At 61.4% G+C, this 25,173-nt stretch carries 28 protein-coding genes and 1 pseudogene; 18 read left to right on the plus strand and 11 right to left on the minus strand.

What is annotated here, in order from left to right:
- Nucleotides 1-947 (plus strand): DUF3363 domain-containing protein (locus NKI47_RS30885; RefSeq protein WP_352594879.1); only part of this gene is annotated, 947 nt, incomplete at its 5' end.
- A 259-nt stretch (nt 948-1,206) separates the two neighbouring features.
- Here NKI47_RS30885 and NKI47_RS30890 read toward each other — a convergent pair.
- Nucleotides 1,207-1,434, minus strand: coding sequence for a helix-turn-helix domain-containing protein (locus NKI47_RS30890; protein ID WP_352594930.1), 228 nt, complete (start codon nt 1,432-1,434; stop codon nt 1,207-1,209).
- Nucleotides 1,435-1,582: 148 nt separating this feature from the next.
- Between NKI47_RS30890 and NKI47_RS30895 the strand changes: the two genes are divergently transcribed.
- Nucleotides 1,583-2,236 carry a hypothetical protein gene (locus tag NKI47_RS30895; RefSeq protein WP_023675581.1) on the plus strand — a complete coding sequence of 218 codons (654 nt, stop codon included), beginning with the start codon at nt 1,583-1,585 and terminating at the stop codon, nt 2,234-2,236.
- Between the two features lie 388 nt (nt 2,237-2,624).
- Here NKI47_RS30895 and NKI47_RS30900 read toward each other — a convergent pair whose 3' ends face one another.
- Genes NKI47_RS30900 through NKI47_RS30915 form a run of 4 tightly spaced genes read right to left on the minus strand, consistent with a single transcriptional unit; the run spans nt 2,625 to nt 4,764 of the window.
- Nucleotides 2,625-2,798 carry a hypothetical protein gene (locus NKI47_RS30900; protein WP_023675582.1) on the minus strand — a complete coding sequence of 58 codons (174 nt, stop codon included), beginning with the start codon at nt 2,796-2,798 and terminating at the stop codon, nt 2,625-2,627.
- A gap of 32 nt (nt 2,799-2,830) precedes the next feature.
- Nucleotides 2,831-3,958, minus strand: a complete 1,128-nt coding sequence (locus tag NKI47_RS30905) for a WD40 repeat domain-containing protein (RefSeq protein WP_352594881.1) — start codon at nt 3,956-3,958, stop codon at nt 2,831-2,833.
- Between the two features lie 12 nt (nt 3,959-3,970).
- Nucleotides 3,971-4,294, minus strand: a complete 324-nt coding sequence (locus tag NKI47_RS30910; protein ID WP_023675584.1) for a hypothetical protein — start codon at nt 4,292-4,294, stop codon at nt 3,971-3,973.
- Nucleotides 4,291-4,764 (minus strand): hypothetical protein, encoded by a 474-nt coding sequence (locus NKI47_RS30915; RefSeq protein WP_023675585.1) that lies wholly within the window; start codon nt 4,762-4,764, stop codon nt 4,291-4,293. The genes NKI47_RS30910 and NKI47_RS30915 overlap by 4 nt, the downstream gene beginning before the upstream one ends.
- A 550-nt stretch (nt 4,765-5,314) precedes the next feature.
- Here NKI47_RS30915 and NKI47_RS30920 point away from each other — a divergent pair.
- The 10 genes from NKI47_RS30920 to NKI47_RS30965 all read left to right on the plus strand — a co-directional run bounded on the left by NKI47_RS30920 (nt 5,315) and on the right by NKI47_RS30965 (nt 16,114).
- Nucleotides 5,315-6,988, plus strand: coding sequence for an aromatic/alkene/methane monooxygenase hydroxylase/oxygenase subunit alpha (locus tag NKI47_RS30920; RefSeq protein ID WP_023760297.1), 1,674 nt, complete (start codon nt 5,315-5,317; stop codon nt 6,986-6,988).
- Between the two features lie 54 nt (nt 6,989-7,042).
- Nucleotides 7,043-8,104, plus strand: coding sequence for an NADH:ubiquinone reductase (Na(+)-transporting) subunit F (locus NKI47_RS30925; protein WP_352594884.1), 1,062 nt, complete (start codon nt 7,043-7,045; stop codon nt 8,102-8,104).
- 47 nt (nt 8,105-8,151) lie between these two features.
- Nucleotides 8,152-9,210, plus strand: coding sequence for an aromatic/alkene monooxygenase hydroxylase subunit beta (locus NKI47_RS30930; RefSeq protein ID WP_352458621.1), 1,059 nt, complete (start codon nt 8,152-8,154; stop codon nt 9,208-9,210).
- A 16-nt stretch (nt 9,211-9,226) separates the two neighbouring features.
- Nucleotides 9,227-9,598, plus strand: a complete 372-nt coding sequence (locus NKI47_RS30935) for an MmoB/DmpM family protein (RefSeq protein WP_023675589.1) — start codon at nt 9,227-9,229, stop codon at nt 9,596-9,598.
- 87 nt (nt 9,599-9,685) lie between these two features.
- On the plus strand, nt 9,686-10,762 hold the full coding sequence (locus NKI47_RS30940) for an NAD(P)-dependent alcohol dehydrogenase (RefSeq protein ID WP_023675590.1): 1,077 nt from the start codon (nt 9,686-9,688) through the stop codon (nt 10,760-10,762).
- A 41-nt stretch (nt 10,763-10,803) separates the two neighbouring features.
- A complete protein-coding gene (locus NKI47_RS30945; RefSeq protein WP_352594887.1) occupies nt 10,804-11,826 on the plus strand; it encodes an amidohydrolase family protein in 1,023 nt (340 codons plus the stop codon).
- 5 nt (nt 11,827-11,831) lie between these two features.
- Nucleotides 11,832-12,629: an iron-sulfur cluster assembly protein gene (locus NKI47_RS30950; RefSeq protein WP_023675592.1), complete on the plus strand. Its 798-nt coding sequence runs from the start codon at nt 11,832-11,834 to the stop codon at nt 12,627-12,629.
- 76 nt (nt 12,630-12,705) lie between these two features.
- The gene (locus NKI47_RS30955) at nt 12,706-14,337 is read left to right on the plus strand and encodes a molecular chaperone GroEL (RefSeq protein WP_023675593.1); all 1,632 of its coding nucleotides are present in this window, start codon (nt 12,706-12,708) and stop codon (nt 14,335-14,337) included.
- A gap of 47 nt (nt 14,338-14,384) precedes the next feature.
- On the plus strand, nt 14,385-15,428 hold the full coding sequence (locus tag NKI47_RS30960) for an NAD(P)-dependent alcohol dehydrogenase (RefSeq protein WP_352458624.1): 1,044 nt from the start codon (nt 14,385-14,387) through the stop codon (nt 15,426-15,428).
- A gap of 98 nt (nt 15,429-15,526) precedes the next feature.
- Nucleotides 15,527-16,114, plus strand: coding sequence for a DUF1097 domain-containing protein (locus NKI47_RS30965; protein ID WP_084640982.1), 588 nt, complete (start codon nt 15,527-15,529; stop codon nt 16,112-16,114).
- Between the two features lie 101 nt (nt 16,115-16,215).
- On the opposite strand, the gene NKI47_RS30970 is transcribed toward NKI47_RS30965, so the two are convergent.
- From NKI47_RS30970 to NKI47_RS30980, 3 genes are all read right to left on the minus strand, one after another.
- On the minus strand, nt 16,216-18,303 hold the full coding sequence (locus NKI47_RS30970; protein ID WP_352594889.1) for a sigma-54-dependent Fis family transcriptional regulator: 2,088 nt from the start codon (nt 18,301-18,303) through the stop codon (nt 16,216-16,218).
- 100 nt (nt 18,304-18,403) lie between these two features.
- Entirely contained in the window at nt 18,404-18,877 is a 474-nt protein-coding gene (locus tag NKI47_RS30975) for a hypothetical protein (protein ID WP_023675596.1), read from the minus strand.
- Nucleotides 18,878-19,063: 186 nt separating this feature from the next.
- On the minus strand, nt 19,064-19,369 hold the full coding sequence (locus NKI47_RS30980; protein WP_023675597.1) for a ribbon-helix-helix domain-containing protein: 306 nt from the start codon (nt 19,367-19,369) through the stop codon (nt 19,064-19,066).
- 238 nt (nt 19,370-19,607) lie between these two features.
- Here NKI47_RS30980 and NKI47_RS30985 point away from each other — a divergent pair, with 238 nt between their 5' ends.
- Nucleotides 19,608-20,003, plus strand: a complete 396-nt coding sequence (locus NKI47_RS30985) for a VOC family protein (protein WP_023675598.1) — start codon at nt 19,608-19,610, stop codon at nt 20,001-20,003.
- 100 nt (nt 20,004-20,103) lie between these two features.
- Here the strand turns inward: NKI47_RS30985 and NKI47_RS30990 are convergent, their stop codons facing one another.
- On the minus strand, nt 20,104-20,526 hold the full coding sequence (locus tag NKI47_RS30990) for a LysR substrate-binding domain-containing protein (RefSeq protein WP_352594892.1): 423 nt from the start codon (nt 20,524-20,526) through the stop codon (nt 20,104-20,106).
- Between NKI47_RS30990 and NKI47_RS30995 the strand changes: the two genes are divergently transcribed.
- A complete protein-coding gene (locus tag NKI47_RS30995) occupies nt 20,415-20,741 on the plus strand; it encodes a hypothetical protein (protein ID WP_352594939.1) in 327 nt (108 codons plus the stop codon). The genes NKI47_RS30990 and NKI47_RS30995 overlap by 112 nt on opposite strands.
- A 194-nt stretch (nt 20,742-20,935) precedes the next feature.
- Here NKI47_RS30995 and NKI47_RS31000 read toward each other — a convergent pair.
- Together NKI47_RS31000 and NKI47_RS31005 are read right to left on the minus strand one after the other, a co-directional pair.
- Nucleotides 20,936-21,061: pseudogene (locus tag NKI47_RS31000) on the minus strand (pyrroline-5-carboxylate reductase); the annotation flags it as partial.
- A 29-nt stretch (nt 21,062-21,090) separates the two neighbouring features.
- On the minus strand, nt 21,091-21,864 hold the full coding sequence (locus NKI47_RS31005; RefSeq protein ID WP_352594894.1) for a sulfite exporter TauE/SafE family protein: 774 nt from the start codon (nt 21,862-21,864) through the stop codon (nt 21,091-21,093).
- An 839-nt stretch (nt 21,865-22,703) separates the two neighbouring features.
- Between NKI47_RS31005 and NKI47_RS31010 the strand changes: the two genes are divergently transcribed.
- Genes NKI47_RS31010 through NKI47_RS31025 form a run of 4 tightly spaced genes read left to right on the plus strand, consistent with a single transcriptional unit; the run spans nt 22,704 to nt 25,168 of the window.
- Nucleotides 22,704-23,150 carry a thiosulfate oxidation carrier protein SoxY gene (locus tag NKI47_RS31010; RefSeq protein WP_352594896.1) on the plus strand — a complete coding sequence of 149 codons (447 nt, stop codon included), beginning with the start codon at nt 22,704-22,706 and terminating at the stop codon, nt 23,148-23,150.
- 21 nt (nt 23,151-23,171) lie between these two features.
- Nucleotides 23,172-23,498 (plus strand): thiosulfate oxidation carrier complex protein SoxZ, encoded by a 327-nt coding sequence (soxZ, locus tag NKI47_RS31015; protein WP_352594899.1) that lies wholly within the window; start codon nt 23,172-23,174, stop codon nt 23,496-23,498.
- Nucleotides 23,499-23,551: 53 nt separating this feature from the next.
- Entirely contained in the window at nt 23,552-23,893 is a 342-nt protein-coding gene (locus NKI47_RS31020; protein WP_352594901.1) for a c-type cytochrome, read from the plus strand.
- Between the two features lie 6 nt (nt 23,894-23,899).
- The gene (locus NKI47_RS31025) at nt 23,900-25,168 is read left to right on the plus strand and encodes an FCSD flavin-binding domain-containing protein (protein ID WP_352594904.1); all 1,269 of its coding nucleotides are present in this window, start codon (nt 23,900-23,902) and stop codon (nt 25,166-25,168) included.
- The last annotated feature ends 5 nt before the right edge of the window (nt 25,169-25,173 follow it).

Consider the following 25,173-nt stretch of genomic DNA (forward strand, 5'->3'; position numbering starts at 1 on the left):
CCAAGGGGCTCGCCGGCGACGAGATGATCGACCGGCTGTCGCTCGTCGTCGATGGCGTGGACGGGCGCACGCACTATGTCGAGACCGCCGATGCGGCAAAGCTAAATGACGTTCAGCGCGGCCATATCGTGGCGCTCGATCCCATCCTGCCGAAGGAAGAGCCGCGTTCGGCTGACCGCAACATCGGCAGCGTAGCCGGCGAGGACGGCGTCTATCGGCCGAGCAGACACCTGGAGGCGATCCGCGAGGCATTTTTGGAGCAGGGCAAGGACCCGGACGCCTTTGTCCGTTTCCATGTCCGCCGTCTCGAAGCGCTGCGCCGGGCCGGCCATGTCGAGCGCATCGACGAAGACCACTGGCGCGTACCAAAAGACCTGTCCGAGCGCGGCATTGCCTACGATGGCCAGAACCGCGCAAAAGACTTCTCCGTCCGCGTGCTTTCGACGCTCGATCTCGACGCGCAGATCGGCAGCGACGGCGCCACCTGGCTGGACCGGGAGCTGGCGGCCAAAAGCCCGGTGCCGCTGGTCCGGTCAGGCTTTGGTCTCGACGTGGATAACGCTCTCGACAGACGGGCTGCCCAGCTTGTCAGGATGGGCCATGCCGAACGCGACGCGACGAGCCGGACCATCACCTTCGCGCGCGACCTTGTTGCCACGCTGGAGCGCCAGGAGGTCACGCGCATCGGCAAAGAAATGGCCGCTGCACGCGGCCTCACCTTCGTGCCCGTCCAGCCCGGCAACCATGTCGGCGGCACGCTCCTTGGCTCGGTCCGTCTGGCCAGCGGGCGCTTCGCCATGCTGGACGATGGTCTCGGGTTTCAACTGGTGCCATGGCAGCCGATGCTGGACAAGCGCATCGGCAAGAACATCACTGGACTCGTGCAAAACAGCGGCGGCATTGACTGGAGCTTCGGCAGAAGACGCAGCATGGGGATTGGGATGTGAGGGTAGCGCGCATTAAACACCCGCGGGTAGGTCACGGTGCCGCGGGGCCGAGATCGTCAGCGTGCCGTTGGCCGGCGAGCCGCGCACGGCGAACAGAAACTCATCCTCAGTTGGCGGGACGTTTTTTCGTTCATAGAGACATTGCCCCGAGGTCATGCTGACTGCCACTGATCTGGCAGCGACTGCCGGCTGTGTATGCCGGTCGTCGGCCGTGGCTGAAAACGATCCTGAATCTTGCGCTCAACCGATCAGCAACCGGCTAGGGCCGCAATCTGACGCCCGGGCGATCGCCATTGGTAAACTCCACGCCTTCGGCTTCAAGAACGGTACGAATCTTTGCTTGGGTTTCGGCGGATACAATCGAACCGTTCTTACCATCGCTTTCGCAGCGCTTAATTGTCGGAACAGATACCCCCGCACGGCGAGCAAGCTCCGCCTGGGCGATACCAATCAACGCGCGGGCTGCCCGCATCTGTCCTGCTGTCACCAAGCCTGTTGATCCCTTTAGATCATTCCTATATGATCCAAAGGTATCAGCGATACCCTTGGGCCGATGGTCCGAGGTGCGGCTAGGCGCGGTGTTGGCGCACCGTGCCCAGCCTGACCACAACCCAAGCTTCTGAGGAGCTCGGATCATGGGTGATTCCGACAATACCACGACTCCGCCGTTCGTCACTCGCAGGGAAGTGCTTGCGGGAGGGATGATCACGTCCACTGCTTTGGGGCTTGAGAAAAGCGCTTCTGGCGGATCGCCCGCAGCCACGAGTATGCCTCTCGCCGACCCAGCGCTGGCGCTCTGGCACGAATGGGAGAGAGTCCACAAATTGACCGGGCAGCTCTGCCGTATGCAGCAACACCTGGAGACGAGGCTTGTTGAGAGCATCGGCTTTCCATGTGTGACCGTCCGCCTGCCGGAGGGAGAAGACGTGACCGTCCACTCGATCGGGGCGGTCAATGATGTACTCGGCAAAGGGCCCGACATGGCGGCTCTCCGCGAGAAGGCCGAAGCTGATTTGGCGGCACATCAGGCCCGCTGGGACGCGGCTGCCGAGGAGGGCGGCTACACCGCAGCGCTCAGGGACGAGCGCGAGGCTGGCGACCGGGCGGAGGATCTGCTTGAAGCGTTCTCAACCACCCCCGCCACGACGCTCGCCGGTGTGGCGGGCAAGCTCGATGCCGTATTGCGCGAGGGCGAAGCCTGGGAGGGATCCTCCGAATTCCCCTGGCCGCAAATCCGCTCGGCGCTCAGTGATCTGGTGCGCATGGTGCAAGAGAAGATGCCTGAATAGTTCTTTCACTGCGGGCGGTGTCCCGAGCTCCGCAAGTGGCGGGCTGGTGCTGTACAGTCGCATAATATGCGGCGTGGAACTCAACAGAGGACCTGATCAGGTTCCTGATCCATCACAACTTGCACCCTGGCAAATCGAGGTAGAAATCATAAGAGGCGGACCGTGAGTGGGGGTCGTTAGCGAAAGAAGGACCAGATTTGCATGTTCAGGAGCGCCGGCCGGCGGCCGACACCTCCGAAGAAAGATCATTGAGACGACTTCGGGCAAGCCCGCGCAGGAGCCCGACCTCATCTGGCGCGCCAGCCGGCATCACCGAGAAGGGCAGGCGAATGGCGTATCCAAACGGTTTGCCGCGCCTGCGTGAGTTCAATCCGTATGGATGCGAACCCTAGTTGGTCTTCAACTGGCCGACGCGGTTTTCCGCGATCCAGCGGGCGGCAAGCACCAGCGCGCCCATGCTGAAATCCTTGCCATGCTTGGCCACCATTTCTTCCGACAGCTTGGCCAGCCGTTCGAAAAATTCGTCCTTGCTCTCGTCCTCGGGGGTGGGTTCGGTCTCCATGTGATCCTCCTGTTTCATGTGGGCTGCGTCCGCTATTTGAACATCTGCGCGGGAAAGGTGACGATCGCGGCGGTGCCATCGACGGAACCCACCGCGAGGTGTCTGCCGTCGCCGGCCCAGGCAAGCGCGGTGACGGCGCTGCCCAAAGGCCTGATGAGGAGTTCGTCGCGCGCGCCGATCTGGGCGATGGTGATACGGCCGTTGGCGTAGCCCGCCGCAATCAGTTTCTTCTGCGGGTGCGCCGCCACCGCCTCGACAAGAACCAGCCCGGCGCGACCTGTCTCCAGCGCACCCGAGGTCTCGCCGCCAACAGGCGGGCCGGTCATCGACCAGCCGGCGATCCTGAACGCGCCGGACGCAAACAGCGCATGCGCCGGCTGGCTCCAGCACACGGTGCGGACCGGCGATGGAAACCCTGCGACGACGTCTGCTCTTCCATCAGCCAGACTAACCAGAGCAAAGCCGCCGGTTTCGAGCCCGCAGGCCAGCCAAGTCCCGTCTCTGCTCCAGCGGATCGACACCGGGCGCGCGGAAAGGGGGATGTCACGTATCAAGGCTGCGTCGCCTTCGACCGCCCAAATCGACAGCCCTTCGCCAAGGCCGCAGGCAAGTCGCCGCCCGCCCGGCGACAAGGCAAGGGCATCTGTCGACGATGTCACACCGCGTTCCAGCCGCGTGGCATTGCCTTGGCCGTGCGACAGGAAGACATCATGCCCGTTGCTGACAGCCGTCATGTCCACCTTGGCGCTGTGGTCGATGGCGACGACTCGTCCGTCGATCTTGAGCAGTGCGGCTGCGACGTCACCGCCGGCGCTCATGTGCAGTACTTCGCCGCTGGCCGCGCCGACGAGAAAGCCGGAATGCGCATAGGTGGCGAGCGGGACATCGCCGTCACCGAATGCCGCCGTGGCAATCAATGGCACTGGCGGCTTTTCCCTGGGGCGGATCGTCGTCTGGCCGAGATCGTTGCTCACCCTGATCCGCGCTTCCGGCGGCTCGTGATCCGCGACCGCGGCGATGGCGACGGTTCCGTCGACTGCGGTGAAAGCGACAGCCGAACCGTCGGCGCTGAAGCGCAGATCGGCGATCGCCGACGGCCGCTGCCAGCTGCGGGCCAGAAGGTCGAACAAGGTCAGGTTCTGCATCCTCTGCTGGTTCATGTTTCTCTCCCATCAGTCCTCGTTCGACGCTGCGGCAAGCTTACGGTCGACGTCCTCGACATCGCCCTCCGCAGCTATGATGCGATCCTCGCAAGCCGAGCACGCCTGCGCGATCACCGCCGCGTTCTGCCCTGCCTCATGCAAGTCCCGCACCAGTTGCTCGGTGGCGCCGCTTCTGCCGATTTCGAGTTCCAGGCGCAGCACGTCCATTTCGATGCCGGCGCGTTTCTGGTTGAGCCGCAGCGCTTCCGCGGTAAGCGCCGAGACGCTGGCGACGAGACGGAGCCGGCGAGCAAGCAGCGCGTCACGCCGGGCTGTGTGGGATCCTCCGGTCATTTTTCGCTCCCCAAAGGCCCCTGCGGTTTCTCGAAAGCCGACAGCAATTTGGGCAATGTGCCGGCCTGCGACTGGAACTGTTTTTCGGCCGTTTCGATGTGGCTCTTGAGCTGGTCCCAGATGTCGACGCGGATCATCGATGTCGTGTCACCGGTCAGGCGCTCGATCTCTTCGATGCGGAACTGGCGCGTCAGCGAAACCCCGGAAAACACGAAGTCGCGCAGCAGGATCGCATGGCTTTCGATGAACAGATGGATCATCGGATGCGTCTTTGTGGTGACGCCGCCGCCGGCAAGCTCGGCCCTGATGAAGTCCTGGAAATGGTTCTGCAGGCGGTGTTGGCTCTCGCCCATGAAGCGCATGACGAAGACCAGGTCGCGCGGCATCAGCTTCACGAGATCGCCGCTGACGCCATCGGCATGGCTGGATATTGGCTCGGGCGGTTCCCTTCGGTCTCTATCGTTCGGCATGGTCTTTCTCCAGCGCTAGGCCTGTGCGTGGGCCATGACCGTCAAATAGTAGAGATAGACGAAGAGTTAAACAGAAAATATGAGTGTTGGGATTTTCTGCAATTGCTAACTAAATATGCTGCGCGTGCGAATATACGGTAAATATTACAGGCGTAAGTTACAACTGTAAAAGAACGTTACAGTTGGCTGCCGGGTGCGCGCCGAAAGAGCGGCAATTTTGCTTTGAGCGCCAGCCATGGGACTGTTTCGAAACTGGCACGACGCTTGCACTGTTCATTCTCACAAGAAGCCCATCGCGCTTGACGCGGTGCCAAAAGAACGAAGGAACGGAGGAAGCAGAACCGCTTCGACACGCCCATCGCAGATGCGGTTGGCGCTGCGGCTCCCTGTCAGACGCCTCGAAACCTTTGCCCCGATCCACTTGAACGGCCGGACCTCGGGTCGCGCCTCGACGCGCAACGCTTTGTCATGCCGCTCGCACTCTCACTGGCGGTGCTTGCCGCTTCATGCCGGGGTCAAGGGACCTGCGGCTCAAACCTGGTGGAGGCTTATGACCATGACGTCTCTGACGCTCAACAAGATTACCTCGCAACGCGGAATCTCCGTCGGCGAGGCGACCAAGAAGATTGCCGATCTCGGCTGGAATCCGTCCTACGTGCAGGAAGCAATGACGTTTCCGACCGACTACAAGATCAACAAGACGCCGCGCGACCCGATGAAGCAGGTCCTGCGGTCCTACTTCCCGATGCAGGAAGAGAAGGACAACCGCGTCTATGGCGCGCTCGATGCCGCCTTGCGCGGCGACATGTTCCGCAATGTCGAGCCGCGCTGGGTCGAGTGGATGAAGCTCTTCCTGGCCATCATTCCCTTCCCGGAAATTTCGGCTGCCCGCTCGATGGCGATGGTCGCCCGCATCGCACCTGGCGAGGAACTCCGGACCGGTTTCACCATGCAGATGATCGACGAGTTCCGCCACTCGACCATCCAGATGAATCTGAAGAAATGGTACATGGAGAACTACATCGATCCGGCCGGCTTCGACATCACCGAAGAGGCCTTCGGAAAATGCTATGCCACCACCATCGGCCGGCAATTCGCGGAGGGCTTCATCACCGGCGACACCATGACCGCCGCTTGCATGTACCTGACCGTGGTCGCCGAGACCGCCTTCACCAACACGCTGTTCGTCGCCATGCCTTCGGAAGCCGCCCGCAACGGCGACTACGCGCTGCCGACCGTCTTCCTGTCGGTGCAGTCCGACGAGAGCCGGCATATCGGCAATGGCCACTCGCTGCTGATGGCAGCACTCAAGGAGCCGGAAAACCATCTCTTGCTGGAGCGCGACCTGCGTTACGCCTTCTGGCAGAACCATGCCATCGTCGATGCGGCAATCGGCACCTTCATCGAATACGGCACCACCAACCGCGACAAGAACAAGGAATCCTACGCGGAAATGTGGCACCGCTGGATCTATGAGGACTATTATCGCACCTACATGCTGCCGCTCGAGAAATACGGCATCAAGGTCCATCACGACGACGTCCAGGCGGCCTGGGAACGCATCACCAAGAAGAACTATGTTCACAAGGTAGGACAGTTCTTCGCGGTCGGCTGGCCGGTCAATTTCTGGCGCATCGAAGCCCAGACCGACAAGGACTTCGAGTGGTTCGAGCATAAGTATCCAGGCTGGTACGCCGAGTTCGGCGACTTCTGGAAATGGTACGCCAAGCTCAGCCACAAGGGCGAGAAGGTGCTGCTGTTCAACAGCGACGTCGGCTACGTCTACCCGCACCGCTGCTGGTCCTGCCTCGTCCCTTGCCTGATCCGCGAGGACATGGTGGTCGGCGAGATCGACGGCCAGCTGCACACCTTCGCCCATGAGCTCGACAAGTGGACCGCAACGGTCGCCTTCGCCGACGAGTATCAGGGCCGTCCGACGCCGGCGATGGGCCGCTTCAGCGGCAAGCGCGAGTGGGAGACGCTCTATGACGGCTGGGATCTGGCCGATGCGATCAAGGACCTGAACTTCGTCCGTTCCGACGGCAAGACGCTGGTTCCGCAGCCGCATCTGCGCTTCGACGACAAGGAGATGTGGACGCTCGACGATGTGCGCGGCAACAAGCTCGGATCGCCGCTCAACGCGCTGCGTGCCATGTCGCCCGCGGACCGCGAGAAGCACCTGGCGGAATACGCCAAGGGCTTCACCATCACCCCCTGCAACTGATCAGGCCAAAGGGGGGCGGGTTGGTCCCGCCCCTTCCTTTCACTGGAGGTCCGTATGTCGGAAACCCACACGGTCAGGCTCAGCCCGGTTGGCGTCGAATTCGACGTCGAGCATGGCGAAACGGTGCTCAACGCCGCCTTCCGCCAGGGCATTGCGCTGCCGCACGGCTGCAAGGAAGGGCAATGTTCGGCCTGCAAAAGCGTGTTGCTCGAAGGCGAAGTCGACATGCTGAAATACTCGACCTTCGCGCTGAACGACATGGAGAAGGAGAGCGGGCACGTCCTGTTGTGCCGCTGCATCGCCTTCTCCGACCTGGAAGTCGAGCTTCTCAACTACGACGAGGAGATTTTGGCGAAAGCGATCGCCGTGAAGACGTACAAGGGCCGGATTGCTCGCATCGAGCAGCTGACCCACGACATTCGCGGCATCGAGATCGAGCTCGGCTCCCCAATGAAGTTCTGGGCGGGGCAATATGTCGACATCACGGTTACCACGCAAAAAGGGGAGACGATTACGCGCTCGTTCTCCATGGCAAATACGCCGGACCAAACCGAAAAACTCTCCTTCATCATCAAAAAATACCCTGAGGGAAAGTTTTCCGGAGAACTCGATTCCGGAGGCATCGAAGCCGGAGCCGAAGTCACCGTCGTCGGACCCTACGGAACCTGTTTCCGCCGCGACGAACGGCAAGGACCCCTGATCCTGGTCGGCGCCGGCTCGGGCATGTCGCCGATCTGGTCGATCCTCAATGACCATTTGAAGAGCGGCGAGAAGCGTCCGGTCTATTTCTTCTACGGCGCCCGCACCCGCAATGACCTGTTCTATCTCGACAGGATCGCCGAGCTGGTCGGCAAACATTCCGACGTCACCTTCATTCCCGTGCTGTCGCACGCGAATGACGACGCCGAATGGCAGGGCGAACGTGGCTTCGTGCACCAGAGTGTCGACGCCGTGCTCAAGCAACTGGCGGTCGACGGGCAGGGCGATGTCCATGCCTGTGGCCCGCCGCCGATGATCGATGCGCTGCAGCCGGTGCTGTTCATGAACGGCTTCGAAACCGAGCGGATATTCTTCGACAAATTCACCACATCGGCGGGTGCAACGCCGGCCCATTGAGGGCGGCCGCGCCAAGCCAACCACAACTGCAACAAGGGAGAGAGACTATGCCTGCAACCTCGAGTTCAGTCGGATCCGGAGCCGCCGGCGCGGCGATCTTCGCCGACTCCGACAGCCGGAAATACCGGTATTTCGACCCGAAAGGCCAGCGAGCCACCCACTACGAGGACATGACGGTCGACGTTCAGCCCGACCCGGAACGCTACCTGATCCAGGACTGGATCATCTCGTTTGCCGACGGCAAGGGCGCCTATGTCAAGCAGAACACCGCCGCGCAGAGTTCCAACTGGCACGCCTTCCGCGCTCCCGACCAGGAGTGGGAGCGCACGCACTACCAGCGCCAGTCGAAGATCGAGACCATGGTGCAGAGCGTCATCAACAATGCGCGCAAGTCAGGCACCCCGAAGACCTTCGACAAGGCCTGGGTCAAGATCCTGCAGACACAGCTCGGCGCCTGGAAACACGCCGAATTCGGGCTCGGCACGTCGCTGATGCAGGCGCAGCGTTACGGCTACACACAGATGATCAACAACGCGACGCTGACCAACTCGTCCTACAAGCTGCGGCTTGCCCAGGACATCACGCTTTACCTCGCCGAGATCGGGATGGACCTCCCCGGCTGGGACGACGAGCTTGGCAAGAAGGCGTGGCTCGAGGACAAGAACTGGCAAGGCACGCGCGAGGCGGTCGAGACCATCATGGGCGCGACCGACTATCTCGAGCAGTATTTCGCCATCAACATCATCTTCGAGCCGCTGGTCGGCGAAGTGTTTCGCTCCGGCTTCCTGATGCAGATCGCCGCCGCCAACCATGATTTCATCACGCCGGCGGTGATTTCGGCAGCGGAGGCCGACTACGAGCGCAACCTCGCCAACACGATCGACCTCATGCACCTGCTCGCCAATGACGAGAAGCATGGCGCGGCCAACAAGAAGCTCTTCCAGGGCTGGGTCAAGAAACATGGCGCGCTCGCCGACAAGGCAGCCATCGGCCTGCAGCCGATCTGGTCGATGCCGCATTCCAAGCCGGTCGCATTCGCGGATGTCCGTGCCAAATCCGAGGAACGGATTGGGCAGATACTCGGCGAACTTGGCCTCAAGCGCTGAAACAGGAGAAATCGTCATGTCACTAGCAGCACGCGACGCAACGCATTCCAACATCTTCAAGGCGATGAAGGACATCACCTTCGAGCAGACGATTTCGCACCAGTGCGGCGTCACCATGAACGACTCGGTCGAAGCCAGGGCCATCGCTGAATTCATGGGCTTGAAACCGAACGTATCCGTCACCTACCAACCGGCGATGATCCGCATCGACGGCACCGGCAAGCTGATCTTCAAGATGGACGAGATCAGCGAATATCTCGGCCGCGAGATGACGGCGGAAACCTTCGAGGTCAACAGCTCCACCCACTACGGCCGCATGGTTCGCGTCGACGACAACACCGTGATCCTGTTCGGCAACATGGACGAGATGTTCGAATACATCGAATAGCCAGCGAAATGAGTGCCGGAAAGGCAGGTATTTTCCGGCACTCCACGCAAGTCGACTGAAAACTGCCGGACTGTAGAGGAAATACGAATGTCTTCGAAAATGAAAGCTGCTGTGTTTGTCGAGAAAGGCCGCATTGTCCTTGAGGACAAGCCAATTCCCGATATCGGGCCTCAAGATGCGCTTATTCGCGTAACCACCACGACCATTTGCGGGACCGACGTCCATATCCTCAAGGGCGAATATCCGGTCGTCAAAGGCCTGACAATTGGTCACGAGCCGGTTGGCATCATCGAGAAGCTCGGATCAAGCGTCAGCGGCTTCAAGGAGGGCCAGCGTGTCATCGCTGGCGCGATCACCCCTTCCGGCTGGAGCCATGCCTGCCTGTGCGGATGTGGTTCTCAGGATGGCGCCGGCACCAAGCACGGCTGGCAGGCGATCGGCGGCTGGAAGTTCGGCAATACCATTGACGGCTGCCAGGCCGAATATGTCCGCGTGCCGGACGCAATGGCCAATCTTGCGCCGGTTGACGACGGCGTCACCGACGAGCAGGTGCTGATGTGCCCGGATATCATGTCGACCGGCTTCGCCGGCGCCGAAACCGGGGGCATCCGGATTGGCGACACCGTTGCGGTATTTGCCCAAGGACCGATCGGTCTCTGCGCCACCGCCGGCGCAAAGCTCATGGGCGCAACGACGATCATAGCCGTCGACACTGTGCCGGCTCGCCTGGAGATGGCCCGCCGGATGGGCGCTGACATCGTCGTCGACTTCAAGAAGGAGAATCCCGTCGACGCCATCATGAGGTTGACGGACGGGCGCGGTGTCGACGTCGCGATCGAGGCATTGGGCACTCAGGCAACGTTCGAGGCCGCTCTGCGTGTTTTGCGTCCGGGCGGCGTGCTGTCCAGTCTCGGCGTCTACTCCTCCGATCTCAAGATTCCGCTCGATGCATTTGCCGCGGGCCTGGGCGACAAATCCATCCGAACGTCCCTTTGCCCCGGAGGCAAGGAGCGGATGCGCAGAATGCTGGGAGTGATCTCGGCAGGCCGGGTCGATCTCGGCGGCCTGGTCACGCACCGCTTCAAACTCGACCAGATCGAGGACGCTTATGAGCTGTTCGCAAACCAGCGCGACGGCGTCCTCAAGGTCGCAATCACAATCTGATCCGCAGCCATTCAAAGCAACGCATTCGCGTGGAGGAAAAAATGTACAGAACACCGGAAGGCAAGGACATTTTCGTGGTCGACGGCCACACCCATTTCTGGGACGGCAGCCCGGAAAACCAAAAGAACATCCACGGCAAGCAGTTCATCGAGTGCTTCTATGCCTATCACACTGGCTTGAGCCCGAAGGACCAGCTGTGGGAGAAGAGCAAGTTCGAGAAATACAGCGCCGACGATCTCTATCGCGACCTGTTCATTGACGGTCCCGACGATGTGGCGATCGTGCAATCGACCTATCTCAAGGACTTCTACAAGAACGGCTTCAACACGATCGAGCGCAACGCCGAGGTGGCCAAGCGCTATCCCGAGCGTTTCATAGTCAACGGCGCCTTCGATCCGCGCGACGGCGAGAAGGCACTTGAGTACATCCACTTCCTCAAGGAGACCTACAACGTCAAGGGCGTGAAGATGTACACGGCCGAATGGAACGGCGCTTCCAAGGGCTGGAAGCTCACCGATCCCGATGCCTACAAGTGCTTCGAACTCTGCGACAAGCTCGGCATCAAGAACATCCACGTGCACAAGGGTCCGACGATCATCCCACTCAGCAAGGACGCCTTCGACGTGCATGACGTCGACCACGCGGCGACGGATTTCCAGAACCTCAACTGGATTGTCGAGCATTGCGGCCTGCCGCGCCTCGACGATTTCTGCTGGATCGCGACGCAGGAAACCAACGTCTATGGCGGGCTAGCGGTGGCGCTGCCCTTCATCCATTCCCGTCCGCGCTATTTCGGCGAGGTCATCGCCGAACTGCTGTTCTGGATCGGGCCGGAGAAAATCCTGTTTGGTTCCGACTACGCGATCTGGACGCCGCGCTGGCTAGTCGAGAAATTCTGGGCCTACCAGATCCCAGAGGACATCGCCGCAGAACGTGGTGTGCAGCTGACCGACGAGATCAAGGAGAAGATCCTCGGCCTCAATGCGGCGCGTCTCTACAACATCGACGTGGAAGCCAAGAAGAAGGCGCTTGCCAGCTCGCCCTTCAGCATCGCGGCGGAGTAGGAGCCATGGCAACCGCCAGCGTTTCCGGCGGCCGCGAGAAGGAACTCTGGCGGCGCCTTGGTGAGGTCAACGACCCGGAACTCGACGAACCTGTCACCGAGATGGGCTTCGTCGAGCGGGCCGCGGTGACGGGCGATGGCAGCGTAGAGATCGACTTCCGCCTGCCGACCTACTGGTGTTCGCCCAACTTCGCGTTCCTGATGCTGGACGGCGTCCGCAAGGCGCTCGACCAGCTCTCCTGGAAGCCGGCCTATCGCGTCAAGCTGCACGACCACATGTTCGCGGAAGAGGTCAATCGCGGCATGGCAGAGGGCAAGGCCTTCGGCGACATCTTCGCTGTGCTTGCCGAGGATCAGGATCTTGGCGCCTTGCGTGAGACCTTCAGGATGAAGGCATTCAAGCGGCGCCAGGAGGCGGTCCTGCGCGGCCTGCGGCAGCACGGCCTGACCGATCGCGAAATCCTCGGCATGGACCTGCCGGCCTACGACGTCGCGCGGTTCGAACCGGGTGAGGCGGCCCAACAGCAGCCGAGGTACCGGGCGGCTCTGCTTGAGCGTTTTCCCGACCGCCGGGCCGACGATCCTGTGTTCGTGACCTGGGAAGGGCAGAAAATCCCACCGGCCGCACTCAGTGCCCACCTCGCCGAACTGCGCGGTGTGCGCATCAACATGGAGTTCAACGGCGCGCTGTGCCGGGGGCTCAAGCAGACCAGATACAAGGAACTGGATGTGATCGACGGCGAACCGACGCTGGTCGATTTCATTCTGGATCGCGTGCCGGCCGGAACGGCGCCGACTGCCTGAAGCAGAACTGACACAACGGCCTCCCTTGCACGAGGCCCCTAACCAACAACCCGCCCGTAAGGCGGAAGGAGGAATCATGCCCAAGATAATGCTTCACAACTCCGAAGCCCGCCGTGCTCTTGCCCGCGGTGTCTTCCGGCTGGCTGCGGCCGTCGAGCCGACGCTCGGCCCCAAAGGCATGAACGCCATGATCGACCGACCGATCGGCACGCCGATGGTGACCCGCGACGGTGTCAGCATCGCCTCCGAGATCGAGTTGCACGACCGTTTCGAAAATATGGGCGCGCAAGTCGTGCGCGAAGTGTCGATGCAGACCAACGAGGTCGCCGGCGATGGCACCACGACGGCGATCGTGCTCGCCAACGCGCTCATCCAGGGTGGCGTCGAGGCGAATGAGCGCGGCGCCAAATCCGTCGATCTCTGCAAGGGCATCGACCTTGCGGTGGCGGCGGTGGTGGCCGCGCTCAAGGCGTCGGCCAAGCCGGCCAAGGGCAACGGCATCTTGGCTTCGGTCGCCAACATCGCGGCGACCAACAGCAAGCTTGGCGCGCTGGTGGCGGAAGCCCATCAGCGGGTAGGCGCCGAAGGCGTCATCACCACCGACTTCAGCGTCACCACCGAGACCACGCTCGACGTCGTCGAGGGCATGTCCTTCGAACGTGGCTATCTCTCCCATCACATGGTGACCGATCAGGAGAAGATGGAGGCCGTGCTCGAGCGGCCCTACATCTTGATGACCGACCTCAAGATCAAGGAGCCCGGGCAACTCGATGCGGTTCGCCGCATTGCCGACGAGGCCGGCCGCCCGCTGCTGATTGTGTCCGAGGAAATGTCGCCGGAAGTGGTGGTGACGCTGCTCGGCAAGCAGGGGCCAGGACGATATCTCGTCGTCCATCCGCCGGAATATGGCCACTGGCGCAAGGCGATGATGGAGGATCTGGCCATCATCACCGGCGGCAAGGTGATCGCGCGCGATCTCGGTGGCCGGCTGGAGGATATCACCGCCGAGGATCTCGGCACGGCCGACCGGGTGAAGACCAGTTCGTCCTACACCTCGATCATTCGTGGCGGCGGCGACCATGCGGCAATCGCCTCGCGCCGTGCCCAGGTGCAGCGGCAGTATGAAGCCGCGCCGCCGAACATCGACCAGGACAAGCTGCGCGAACGCCTGGCCAAGCTCTCCGGCGGAACGGCGATCCTTTATGCCGGCGGCGTCACGCCGGTCGAGCAGAAGCGGACCATCCAGCTGATCGAGGATTCCTTGAATGCGGTTCGGGCCGCATCCGAAGAGGGCGTGGTCGCCGGCGGCGGCTCGGCGCTCGCCCAGATCGCGCCGCTGCTCGACAAGATGGCGGCCGGCGTCGACGGCGATGTCGCCGAGGGCGTGCGCCTGGTGCGGTCGGTTTTGTCGCGGCCGCTGTGGCGCATCGCCGCCAATGCCGGTGCCGATCCTGACGCCGTGGTAGTCGAGGTCACCCGCATCAATGGCGGCTATGGCTACAACGCATCGACCGGCGCGTACCAGAACATGTTCGAGGCAGGCATCATCGATCCGGTCCGCGTCACCTACACCGCCCTCGCCAACGCAGCTTCCGTGGCAACGCTGATCCTGACCACCGAAACGCTGATTGGCGATCTCGCCGAGGATGAGGATCCGACGGCCGGACCGGCGCGTGGCGGCGGCTCGGAAAAGCTCGGCCGCGCCTGAAGCGACAAATTCCAACGGAACGATTTCGACGTTGAAAGGATACGAAGATGAAAGCTGCCAGACTGTACGAATACGATCCCAAGATGAACGTCCTGCTCAAGATCGAGGAGGTCAAGGCACCGACGATCACTGCTCCCGACGAGGTGATCGTGCGGGTGGGTGCCGCCGGCCTCTGCCGCACCGACCTGCACATCATCGAGGGTGTGTGGAAGCCGACCATGGATCCCGAAGGCACGCTGCTGCCTTACATCATGGGCCATGAAAATGCCGGCTGGGTCGAGGAGGTCGGCAGCGGCGTCCGCTCGGTCAAGCGCGGCGACGCCGTGATCTGCCATCCCTTCCGCTCATGCGGCATCTGCCTCAACTGCCGCCATGGCGAGGACATGTATTGCGACAACGGCCAGTTCCCCGGCCTCGGCATGAATGGCGGCTTCGCCGAATACTTCATCACCAGCGAGCGATCGCTGATCAAGCTCAATGCCAACATCACGCCGATCGAAGTGGCGCCGCTGGCGGACGCCGGCATCACCGCCTACCGCGCCGCCAAGCGGGCCGCCAAACTGCTCCGCCCAGGCAGCTATTGCGTGCTGCTCGGCATAGGCGGGCTTGGCCACATCGCGCTGCAATCGCTGCACGCGATTTCGGGCTGTCGCATCATCGCCGTCGATCGCGAGCCGGCGGCGCGGGTACTGGCAAAGGACCTTGGCGCCGATTTCATCCTCGATGGTGGGCCGAATGTCGTCGAGGAAGTCGCCCAGATCACCGGTGGCGGCGCCCATGTGGTGATCGACTTCGTCGGTGAACTCGGTGTCGAGAACATCTGCTGGAAGATGGTGCGCAAGGGTGGGCAATTGTTCGTCGTCGGCTATGGCGGCAACATCAACGTGCCGACCGCGCATCTCGTTATCGAGGAGATCAATATCGGCGGCAGCCTGGTCGGCAATTTCACCGAGCTTGTCGAACTGATGGAGCTCAACGCCGACGGCAAGGTGAAGATGCACTACACCGAGTATAACCTCGCAAGCATCAACACCGCGCTCGACGATTTCAAGAACCGGCGGTTCACCGGACGCGGCGTCATCGTCCCCTGAAACATTTGGACCGAACGTGGCGCGGAACGGCTACCGCGTCCGGTTCGATCTGACTGCTTGCCTGACCCGGCAAGCCTTCCTTCTGAGCTCCGTGGCTGATGCCATGGCATTTCCGTATCGGGACGTCAGCGAAGCGCGATCCTGAAACGAGTTTCCTTGCTTCGTGGTGTGGAAAACGGGAGGACAACATGGATCTTGTTACAGGGCTGGCCGTCGTCATCGGCATTATGGGTGGCATTGCAACGTGGGCAGTGATCACGATCGGCAACCCCTATCTGCTGATCTGGGCGGTATTTGTGGGCTGGGGGAGTTTCTATCACTGTGGCGGCAAGGCAGCCGGGTTCAAGAATTCGGCGGTTGCAAACCTCTGGGGAGCGATCTGCGCCGCCGGCGCATTGATAGCACTGACGTCCATTGGTGTTACGGCGATCATGGCCGGCATTTGCGTCGGCATTTCAATCATAGTCCTGATTCTCGCCGCCAAGCTGCCTTTGCTGAGCGCCATTCCGTCAGCGGTCTATGGCTACGCAACAACCGCCGCGCTTTTTCTGCTTGCCGCCGCCGCTTACGGCGAAGGCGCCAGCGGCATCACCAAGGTCGCGGCCGCTGCGGTGATCTCGCTGATCATCGGCAACATCCTCGGCTATGTCTCAGAGAAAGTGACCGGTGCTGTCGTAAAGGCCTGATCATTTCCGCGTCCGCTGCCTGAAGGCAAGCTAGTCGACGAACTTCCCCCAGCCCCGCGGCGCGAATGCCGCGGGTTTTGTGCCGGTGAACGGACCTGGGTCTAGATGAAACCGCGCCGGATGCCGTATTGTCCGAGCTTGCGATAGAGCGTCGGCCGCGAAATACCGAGCCTCAGCGCGACCTTGCTGAGATTGCCACCCTCTGCGGCGAGCGCGTTCTTGATGACCTGGCATTCTGCATCCTCGAATGTGCACACCGGTGCTTCGAGCATGGCTGCGGGATGATCGCCGTGCATGGTCATATTGTTGCGATTGCCCGTACTGATTTCCCCGGGAAGATCCTGAAGCTCAACGGTGCCGCCGCGCGCCAAGATGTGCAGCCGCCCAATGAGGTTCTTCAGTTCCCGCACATTGCCCGGCCAATGGTAGGCGAGCAGGGCCTCGAGCGCTTCGTGCGAGAATTCAAGCGGGTCCTCGCCTGCTGTGGCGGCGATCTGCCGGTTGAAATGTTCGATCAGCAGCAGCACATCCTCACCGCGCTCGCGCAGCGGCGGGACCGTGATCGAGACCGCACCAATTCGATAATAGAGATCGCGCCGGAAGCGGCCGGCGGCAACTTCCTGCTTGAGATCGCGATTGGTCGAGGCGACCATGCGCACATCCACTGGGCGACCCCGGCTGTCGCCAATGCGGTTGACCACGCGCTCTTCCAGGACGCGCAGCAGAAACGGCTGGATCTCGAGTGGCAATTCGCCGATCTCGTCGAGACTGAGGACGCCGCCGTTGGCGAGCTCGAAAACACCTGGCTTGCCGTCCCGCGAGGCGCCGGTAAAGGCGCCGGCGACATGGCCGAACAATTCGCTGCCAAAAAGATCCTTGGTGATCGCCCCGCAATTCATCGCGATGAACGGATCGTTCGCCGCGCGCCGGCTGCCTGCATGGACGAGCCGGGCAAACAGCTCCTTTCCAACTCCCGTCTCACCTTCGACCAATAACGAAGCCGCGCTGTTCGATTGAGCGACACGACAGGCGATTTCAACGGCGGCCAGCAGCGCCTCACTCTTGCCAACGATCATGGCGACAGCATCCTGAAGGTGCTTGCTCGCTTCCCTACGGACCACCGTCACGCTGGAGACTGTCGGCACGGACGGGAACACCAGTGCCGCGCCGCGGAGATCGCCGTCGAGCTTGAGTGGCGTGATGTGGCAGGATCGCAGATGTGCCGGCAGCGCCTTGGTGAGGTCGGCGTCCGACCCGGACGACGGAAGGTTCATCAGCCAACGGCCACGACCAGGTTCCATCGGACCGTCCATCATTTCTGTGGTCTCGCCGTCGGGCACATTGTTGCAGAAGATGGCGCGGCCGCGATGGTCGACGATCACCAGCCCGTCTTTTCGGCGGTAGCTGGGAGCCGAGGAAATGAAGGCTTCGAGCAGGCGCGTGCGCTGTTCCTGCTGCTGTTCGGCCAAGGCCTTTTCGATTTGCCGGGCTGTGGCGGCAACGAGCGCGGTGTTGTGCGGCCGGAAGATCGGCGAATAGCCTGACAGGTCGACGACGCCGATGATCTTGCCGTCGAGCGGATCGCGGATCGGCGCGCCAGCGCAAGTCCAGGATTTGATGCCGGCGCAGAAATGCTCGGCCGCATGGACGAAAGTCGGCTCTCCGGTCCACAGCGCCGTGCCGATGCCGTTGGTTCCGACGGCATCCTCGTTCCATTTGCCGCCGATGGCGAGGTGGATATCCATGCCGTCATGCAGCGTCTTCTTGTCGCCGATGGCGTCGATCAGCACGCCGTCGCTGTCGGCCAGAACCAGCATCGCGCCCGTCCCATCCAGCAGCTGGCCAAGGGAGGCGAACGACCGCCGCGCCGCCGAAAGCAGTTCGGCATTGGCGCGGGTCAGATATTCGATCTCGTCGCGATCACTGCTCAGCGGCGCTTCAATACCTTGAGCGTTGATGCCGCCGGTGGCGCTGCGATACCAGGAATCGTGAATGAGAGAGCGGACGTGGTTGGGGTGGATTGGACCGCGGGCACATTTGGGCTCGTCGGCCAGAAAAGTTTCCCAGGCGCGCATGGTAGCGCGCTCGTCATAGTCGATGTTGCTCAGAACCATTTGCCCGGCGGCCAGCGACGCACGCGCCGGAACAGCATCGATCTTCATCTGATTGGGGCCTATCTCGCGTTTCATTCAGCCATCATAGAACCTTTTGAGGTATGCCATTTCTGTATGCTGTCGCGTTCGTATGCTGACGCGGATTGGACGTGCACAAGCACAGGCGTCTGCACGGTCAGTCGATGCCGAGTTTCGCGCCGATGTCGGCGGCAAGCTGTTCTTCGGTGTAGGTGGCGGCAAGGCGGGACCCGTCCAGGTCGGCAAGCGCCTCGGCGACGGTTTCGTCGACCGGCGAGAAAAAGCCATTCTGCTTCGTTGCCAGGACGAAGATCTGTTCCCCACTCCGATTGCGGATATCACCGATATGATGAAGTTGGCGGCCTGTGTTCTGATCTTTCGAGACCACGCGGCCGTTCATGGTGACCTGGATGGACGGCCTGGCTTCGGGCACAGGCACCGCGCCGCCACCAACATGGATGATCAGGCCTTCCGCCTTCGGTTGCTGGCGTGGTTTCCTGGAAGCCGAATAGCCGCCGCCGCTGATCTGGTCGGCAAGGCGAACGATGGTCGAACGGTTCTGCTCGATCAGTCTTTTGACTTGTACGTCCTCGCGCCGCGGGCCATCCCGCTTGGAGATAATCTCGACCATGAATCCTCCCAGATTCGCTCAGCATTGCCGTCGATACGGCTCATTTCTTCTTTTGTGGTGAACTCTACACCGCCTCGGTGAAGTTCGCCATTCATATCACATAGCGCCAAAATTCGGGTCGCTGGTAGCAGGCGGCTGCTACACGGGATTTCCGGTACCCCGACGTTTTGAATAAATGCCCGCGGGTCAGGCTGCCTTGTTCGTGAATTCCGAGGGTTCGCTGTCGAGTGGTTGCCTGTCGCGCAGATAGAGCGCGCACGTGGTGCGCAGCATGGAGGCAAAGTTCGGGATATGCCCGTTGATCTCCAGTGCTTCATCGTAAAGCGTCGAGAGGAATTTCGGCGCCGTCATCCCCTGTCCATGGGCGATCTCGTCCAACAGCGTCCAAAAAGTGGCCTCAAGCTGGATGCTCGTTGAATGGCCACCTATTCGAATGGAGCGATTGACCAGCCGATACCCTTCCGGATCCTGCCCGGCAAAGACCTTACACATGCGAAGACCTCCCGTTTGATGGCTTTGTGCGAAAGCGCGGTTTCTGCGCTCATCCGCCGGGATGATACCAACCCGACGCGCATTTTCTGCTCAATTTGCAGTGACTACAATCGGACCTTAGTGCGTAGACCAGCTTTAAGCCAATTTCTCGACGTGGTAACCGGCTGCCACCCCTTTTTGCAACCAATGGGCCACGGTAGGCGCGTTACCGAGACCACGCGGCAGACTGGAGGCTCCTTTGGCGAAAGCAATTCATTCCATGATCCGGGTGGTGGACGAGAGCCTGTCGGTCAGTTTCTACAGAAGGGCATTCGGATTCGATGTTGCGGACCGATTGGATTTCGTCACGTTCACACTGGTTTATCTGCACAATGCGGAAGCCGATTTCGAGCTTGAACTGACGATCAACAAGGGCAGGGAAGAGCCCTACGCGCTTGGTGACGGCTATGGCCACATGGCTCTTTGCGTCGACGATATCGAGACAGAACACAAGCGCTTGGCGGCGGCAGGTTTCAATCCGCGAAAAATTGTCGAGTTCAACCACGAAGGCGAGCTGCTTGCGCGGTTCTTTTTCGTGAGCGACCCCGACGGTTACCAGATCGAAGTGCTGCAGCGCCACGGCCGCTACCAATAGGGCGTTGCGCGCCGCATGTGGCAGTGCAATCTGACTTGGCTGTCGGCCAGGGCATGAGTGCCAGCGTGCGGCTCAGCTGGCGGCCGATCGACGCTGGGGCTTACCGAATCGGCGTCTCGCCGCGAAACAGCGGCTGGTGCGCCCGCATCAAGCCGGCAATCCGGTCGGCGACTTTTCGTACCGGCGGGGAGTGACGTTCCTCATGATGGGTGACGATCCATTGGTCGGTTTCGAGTTCGGGGATAGGCAGAGCGACGCGAACCAGCCGTGGATCGCTGTCACCGACGAAGCACGGAAAGATCGAAAGCCCGGCGCCGGCAGCCACCAGTTCGCGCACCGAATGGGTGTTGTTGCCGCGCACGGCGATGCGGTCGCCGTGATGGGTTTGCAGCCAGCGCGCCGAGACAATGTTTGACCTTCGCCGGTGACGCCGACGAACAACCCGGCGGCGATGCCGTTGATCAGGTGGCGTCCGGAATAAATGGCGTGGGCGACCTTGCCGCTCTGACGGCCGGCCAGCCACTGCTCGGTCGGGCGCTCGCTGCGGATGCCGATGTCGGCGGCACGGCGACCGATGTCGACCCGGTCGGTGGTGGTGACGAGCTCCACCCTTGTGCCGTCATCGACCGTCCAGATCTCGCCGATATGGGCGGCAACGAAGGCCGAGGTCCATGGCCCGGCCGAGACGCGGACAATGCGGGCCCGAGTTGCGAAACATGGTACGCCTCGGACTACTGAGAATAGCAAGCGTTAGACCTGTGGCTAGCGGATGCAATATGCACGAACGTCTTTGGTCTTCCCGTCGATCCAAATCATCCTCGCGCGAAGCCGATGAACCCTGCTTGATCTGCCCTGTTGCCAATGATGATGGAGCAAGGCTCGGGCGTGGTCATCCATGTCACCTCGATCCAGCGCGAGCTTCCGCCGTAGTCGGGCCTCGTCTGCCGATAGGAGAAGGCAAGATCTTGTGGCTTGACGACACCGGCATCGAGCATGGATCCGGCGATCGCGCCGCCCAGCCAGCCCGCTCCGATGCCGATCCTGGTCGAAGTGCTCATTTCCTTGCCTCCGTTCGACTGTCTCACGGTCAGAGCGATCCAGTTAGTTCGAGTGTCTGGTAGCCGGCCAAAAGCGTGATCAGAAATCCCACAAGCCGCAGGAGCGTCCTCTCCCGCAATGTCTTGACCATCCTTCCCGCCAGCGGCGCCGCTAAAACGCCTCCAACGATCAGTCCGGCAACAGATGTTAGGTCGCGGAATTCGCCGGCTTGCTCCCAATGGCCGGTTACAATCGTGGCGAGGAAGCTCAGCGACACTGAAAGTGCAATCAGGAACTCGCTCGCATTGACCGTGCCGATAACGAATCGCGGTTGTCCACCCGCGCCGAGTAGACCGGTGGTGGCAACAGGACCCCAGCCCCCACCGCCTGCGGCGTCCAGGAATCCGGCGGTTGCGCTCAACGGCGCCACGATTTTCAGCTTCACGGGGTTGGTGGGGATACGATGAAACGACCGATATAGTAACCAGCTCCCGATAACCGCGAGATATGCTGTAACGAATGGCTTGACCTGATCTCCGTCAAACGAAGTGAGTACGAAAGCGCCGAGCATACCGCCGCCGACACCAAAAGGGATCAGTCGCCAAAACAGTTTCCAATCGATGTTGCGATGATAAAGATGAGCCGATCCGGAAGCGGCGGTGGTGAACAATTCCGCAGCATGAACTGAAGCTGATGCTTGTGCCGGTGGCACCCCGAAGGTGAGGAGCACCGTCGAAGAGATCACGCCATAGGCCATCCCTAGAGCACCATCGACCGCCTGGGCCAGAAACCCGACGGCTGCAAACAGTAGGAACTCTTCCATGAGTGGCTCCGCGCATGAGTAGCGTCGCGCATAACGAAGCCTCACGTGTGCAGTGGCACACCGAGGCTTTATGGCTCGACCAAGCTGCAGTCGTGATGCTCTTGGCACACAGGAAACGGACCCATGCGTCGGCTTGTTCCGCGAAACTCAGCCCTTAGCGCGGGCCTAATAGCTTAATGGCCGCAAGGCCCATGAATGACGCCAATCCCGCCCGGTTTGGTGGCAATGGCGATGACCTGGCTTCAGGGGCATCCCCATTCTTGCCACAGGGGATAATAAGCAACCGAGAGTTCGGCATTTCTTGGATTGAAGGTCACTAGCAAGACGCTGACCTGACCTTCAACGTGCAATGTCGGCTTCTGGTGCACGTTGTCCTCCGAAATGTTGTGCGGCTGATCTCTAGTCGGACTAGCCGAGACTGAGACGAGCCAACGCGTGGGTCCAAATCGCTCGGCGACGCAGCGACATCGTTCGGTGCGACCCATTAGTCCGGAACCGGAATTTATGACCCTAACCGGTCCTTCTTCAGCCTTATCATGAATGTCGCACATGCTTGTAAATCCGACATTGCGCTGGCGCTGTTCAGAGCGCTCCAGTTAGTTCGAGCGTCTGATAGCCGGCCAAGAGCGTGCTTAGAAATCCGACAAACGCAGGAGCGTCCTTTCCTGCAATGCCTTGACCGTTTCGAGGGCGGCTAAGAGAAGCACTTCTAAGAGATTTGCTCGCAGCGGTTGGCGGTGCTAAACTTCAAAGCTGCCGCACTGATGTGTCCGATTGCGCCGCCTCCTGCCGCTGTTGATGTGTGTCTTCGGAGTGACGCAAAAAAGGCGGAGACCGGGATGATGAGCTTGACGCGCCGCGAGTTGATCGCCGGAAGTGCAGGGTTTGCCGGAGTCGCGCTCTTCTCGCCGCTGAGCGCGCGTGCGAACGATGAAGCGCTGGAACTCGTCAAACAGCTCACCGGGCGGACGGCCACGGAGTCGGACCGCCTTCACCTGATAATGCCGGCGGTCTTCCCAACCGGTTACACCGTGCCTATGAGCCTCGACATCGACAGCCCCATGACTGAGGCCGACCACGTGAGGCAAATCCGCGTGTTCGCGCCGCAGAACCCGATCATCGAAGTGGCCAGTTTCCATTTCGTCCCGCAACGCAGCCTGCCGCGCGTGTCGACCCGCATCCGCCTTGCCAAACCGCAGCATGTCATCGCTGTCGCCGAAATGAATGACGGCAATCTGCTGATGACCACGGCTTGGGTTGACGTCGCCACCAATGGCTGCGCCTGACATCCGAGAGGGAGCCGGACAGTGATAACCCCCACACCACGCGTGATCGTACCAAGCGCTGCGGTGAAGGGCGCCGTCTTTCAGGTCAAGACCATCATCAGCCATGAGATGGAAACAGGGCTGCGCCACGATGATCAAGGCAATGTGATCCCGCGCAAGATCATTAACAAGTTTGTCTGCCGCTGTAACGATGCTGTGGTGTTCAGCGTCGATCTACACGAGGCGATTTCGGCTAACCCGTTCTTCGAATTTTCCCTGCGCGCGACAGAGAGCGGCCGGCTCGATTTCGTCTGGGAGGAAGACGGCGGTGCCGTCTATACGTTGTCGCACCAGCTCACGGTCGGTTGAGGTGGCGACGCAATCGACTCCGCGAATTATGGCGTGACAAGTTGAGTGAGAGCGTGACCGGAAAACTCCGAAACAGACGGGTATTCAGCATGCGCCCCGTCGCGAGATCTGCGATTGTCAGGGGCCTCGTGCTTCTCGTCAGTCAATCCGGCGCGGCGGCGGGGGCCGATCAAGGCGCTCAACTCGCCGCGACCTGTGCGTCCTGCCATCGTCTCGATGGCGGCGGCACAGGCATTCCCAGCATCATCGGGCTTGGTGAGGAGAGGCTCACCAACGCCCTGCTTGCCTACCGGGCGAGCGAGAGTCCAAATCACATCATGCACGCTATCGCGCTGTCGCTCAGCGACGAGGAGATCGCGAGCGTCGCGCGCTACGTCGCAGCGCAGGGAAAGTAGCGCGCCATGAAATTCTTGACGCGTCGCGAGTTCGGCCGCCTGACTGGAGCAGCATTGCTAACGGCTCTCAACCAGCCGAAGGCGCGGGGCCAGGCCAAGGCGCGTGTCGTCGTGATCGGCGGCGGCATCGGCGGCGCAACGGTCGCCAGATATCTCGCCGTCAGCGCGACGGCTATCGAAGTGACCCTGGTCGAACCGCGGCAGAGCTACACGACCTGCTTCTTCAGCAATCTCTATCTCGCCGGGCTCCGCCCGTTCAAATCGCTCAGCCATGGTTATGAAGCGCTGGCAAGGCAATATGGCATCACCGTCATTCATGAGTCCGCTGAAGCGATTGACCCGGCGGCGAAAACCGTTGCGCTGAACAACGGTTCGAAGCTCAGCTACGACCGTCTCGTTGTTGCGCCAGGCATCGCATTCAGGGATCGGGCGCTTAGGGGCTATGACGAAGCTGCGATGGAGATCATGCCGCACGGCTGGAATGCAGGTCCGCAAACCAGGCTGTTGCGCCAGCAACTGGAAAGCATGGAGGACGGCGGCCTATTCGTCATCGTCGTCCCGCCGAATCCGTTTCGCTGTCCGCCCGCCCCCTATGAGCGCGCTTCGCTCATCGCCTCCTATTTCCAACGCAGCAAACCCAAGGCCAAAATTCTGATCCTCGATTCGAAAGACAGCTTCAACGCGCAGGACCTTTTCCAGGACGCTTGGAACCGCCACTATCCGGGAATGATCGAATGGCTACCGGCCCAGTTCACTGGCGGGGTCACGGAGATCGACGCGAAGACCCGGTCGGTGATCACCGAGGGAGCAACATTCAAGGCCGCGGTGGCCAATGTCATCCCGGCGCAAATGGCCGGGCGCTTGGCGCAGCAGGCAGGGCTCGCCAATCAGTCGGGCTGGTGTCCGGTCGATCCGGTCACCTTCGAATCGGCGCTGCAGCCCGGCGTCCATCTGGTCGGCGACGCGATCATCGGCGGGGATATGCCGAAATCCGCCTTCTGCGCCAACAGCCAGGCCAAAGCCTGCGCCTTTGCCATCGTGGCCGATCTCACCGGATCAGCGCGTTTCCCGGCGCATTTGTTCAACACCTGCTACACCTATCTCGCCCCCGACGATGCGTTCAGCAACGCCATCAGCTTCAAGCCCGTCGACGGGAAGCTCAAGAGCGTCATCAGCTTCGTCAGCAAGGTGGGCGAGAGCGCCGATATCCGCCGGCAGGCTGCGCGCGCCGCGGAAGGCTGGTACGACGCCTTCACGCACGACGTGTTTGGCTGAAACGA

The sequence above is a fragment of the Mesorhizobium sp. M0633 genome (assembly GCF_040320645.1).
Lineage (GTDB): Bacteria > Pseudomonadota > Alphaproteobacteria > Rhizobiales > Rhizobiaceae > Mesorhizobium.

Bases quoted from the DNA above. Each gene is read 5' to 3' on its own strand.
- NKI47_RS30895 (WP_023675581.1), top strand. From the start codon at position 1,583: ATGGGTGATTCCGACAATACCACGACTCCGCCGTTCGTCACTCGCAGG.
- NKI47_RS30900 (WP_023675582.1), bottom strand. From the start codon at position 2,798: ATGGAGACCGAACCCACCCCCGAGGACGAGAGCAAGGACGAATTTTTC.
- NKI47_RS30905 (WP_352594881.1), bottom strand. From the start codon at position 3,958: ATGAACCAGCAGAGGATGCAGAACCTGACCTTGTTCGACCTTCTGGCC.
- NKI47_RS30910 (WP_023675584.1), bottom strand. From the start codon at position 4,294: ATGACCGGAGGATCCCACACAGCCCGGCGTGACGCGCTGCTTGCTCGC.
- NKI47_RS30915 (WP_023675585.1), bottom strand. From the start codon at position 4,764: ATGCCGAACGATAGAGACCGAAGGGAACCGCCCGAGCCAATATCCAGC.
- NKI47_RS30920 (WP_023760297.1), top strand. From the start codon at position 5,315: ATGACCATGACGTCTCTGACGCTCAACAAGATTACCTCGCAACGCGGA.
- NKI47_RS30925 (WP_352594884.1), top strand. From the start codon at position 7,043: ATGTCGGAAACCCACACGGTCAGGCTCAGCCCGGTTGGCGTCGAATTC.
- NKI47_RS30930 (WP_352458621.1), top strand. From the start codon at position 8,152: ATGCCTGCAACCTCGAGTTCAGTCGGATCCGGAGCCGCCGGCGCGGCG.
- NKI47_RS30935 (WP_023675589.1), top strand. From the start codon at position 9,227: ATGTCACTAGCAGCACGCGACGCAACGCATTCCAACATCTTCAAGGCG.
- NKI47_RS30940 (WP_023675590.1), top strand. From the start codon at position 9,686: ATGTCTTCGAAAATGAAAGCTGCTGTGTTTGTCGAGAAAGGCCGCATT.
- NKI47_RS30945 (WP_352594887.1), top strand. From the start codon at position 10,804: ATGTACAGAACACCGGAAGGCAAGGACATTTTCGTGGTCGACGGCCAC.
- NKI47_RS30950 (WP_023675592.1), top strand. From the start codon at position 11,832: ATGGCAACCGCCAGCGTTTCCGGCGGCCGCGAGAAGGAACTCTGGCGG.
- NKI47_RS30955 (WP_023675593.1), top strand. From the start codon at position 12,706: ATGCCCAAGATAATGCTTCACAACTCCGAAGCCCGCCGTGCTCTTGCC.
- NKI47_RS30960 (WP_352458624.1), top strand. From the start codon at position 14,385: ATGAAAGCTGCCAGACTGTACGAATACGATCCCAAGATGAACGTCCTG.
- NKI47_RS30965 (WP_084640982.1), top strand. From the start codon at position 15,527: ATGCCATGGCATTTCCGTATCGGGACGTCAGCGAAGCGCGATCCTGAA.
- NKI47_RS30970 (WP_352594889.1), bottom strand. From the start codon at position 18,303: ATGAAACGCGAGATAGGCCCCAATCAGATGAAGATCGATGCTGTTCCG.
- NKI47_RS30975 (WP_023675596.1), bottom strand. From the start codon at position 18,877: ATGGTCGAGATTATCTCCAAGCGGGATGGCCCGCGGCGCGAGGACGTA.
- NKI47_RS30980 (WP_023675597.1), bottom strand. From the start codon at position 19,369: ATGTGTAAGGTCTTTGCCGGGCAGGATCCGGAAGGGTATCGGCTGGTC.
- NKI47_RS31005 (WP_352594894.1), bottom strand. From the start codon at position 21,864: ATGGAAGAGTTCCTACTGTTTGCAGCCGTCGGGTTTCTGGCCCAGGCG.
- NKI47_RS31010 (WP_352594896.1), top strand. From the start codon at position 22,704: ATGATGAGCTTGACGCGCCGCGAGTTGATCGCCGGAAGTGCAGGGTTT.
- NKI47_RS31025 (WP_352594904.1), top strand. From the start codon at position 23,900: ATGAAATTCTTGACGCGTCGCGAGTTCGGCCGCCTGACTGGAGCAGCA.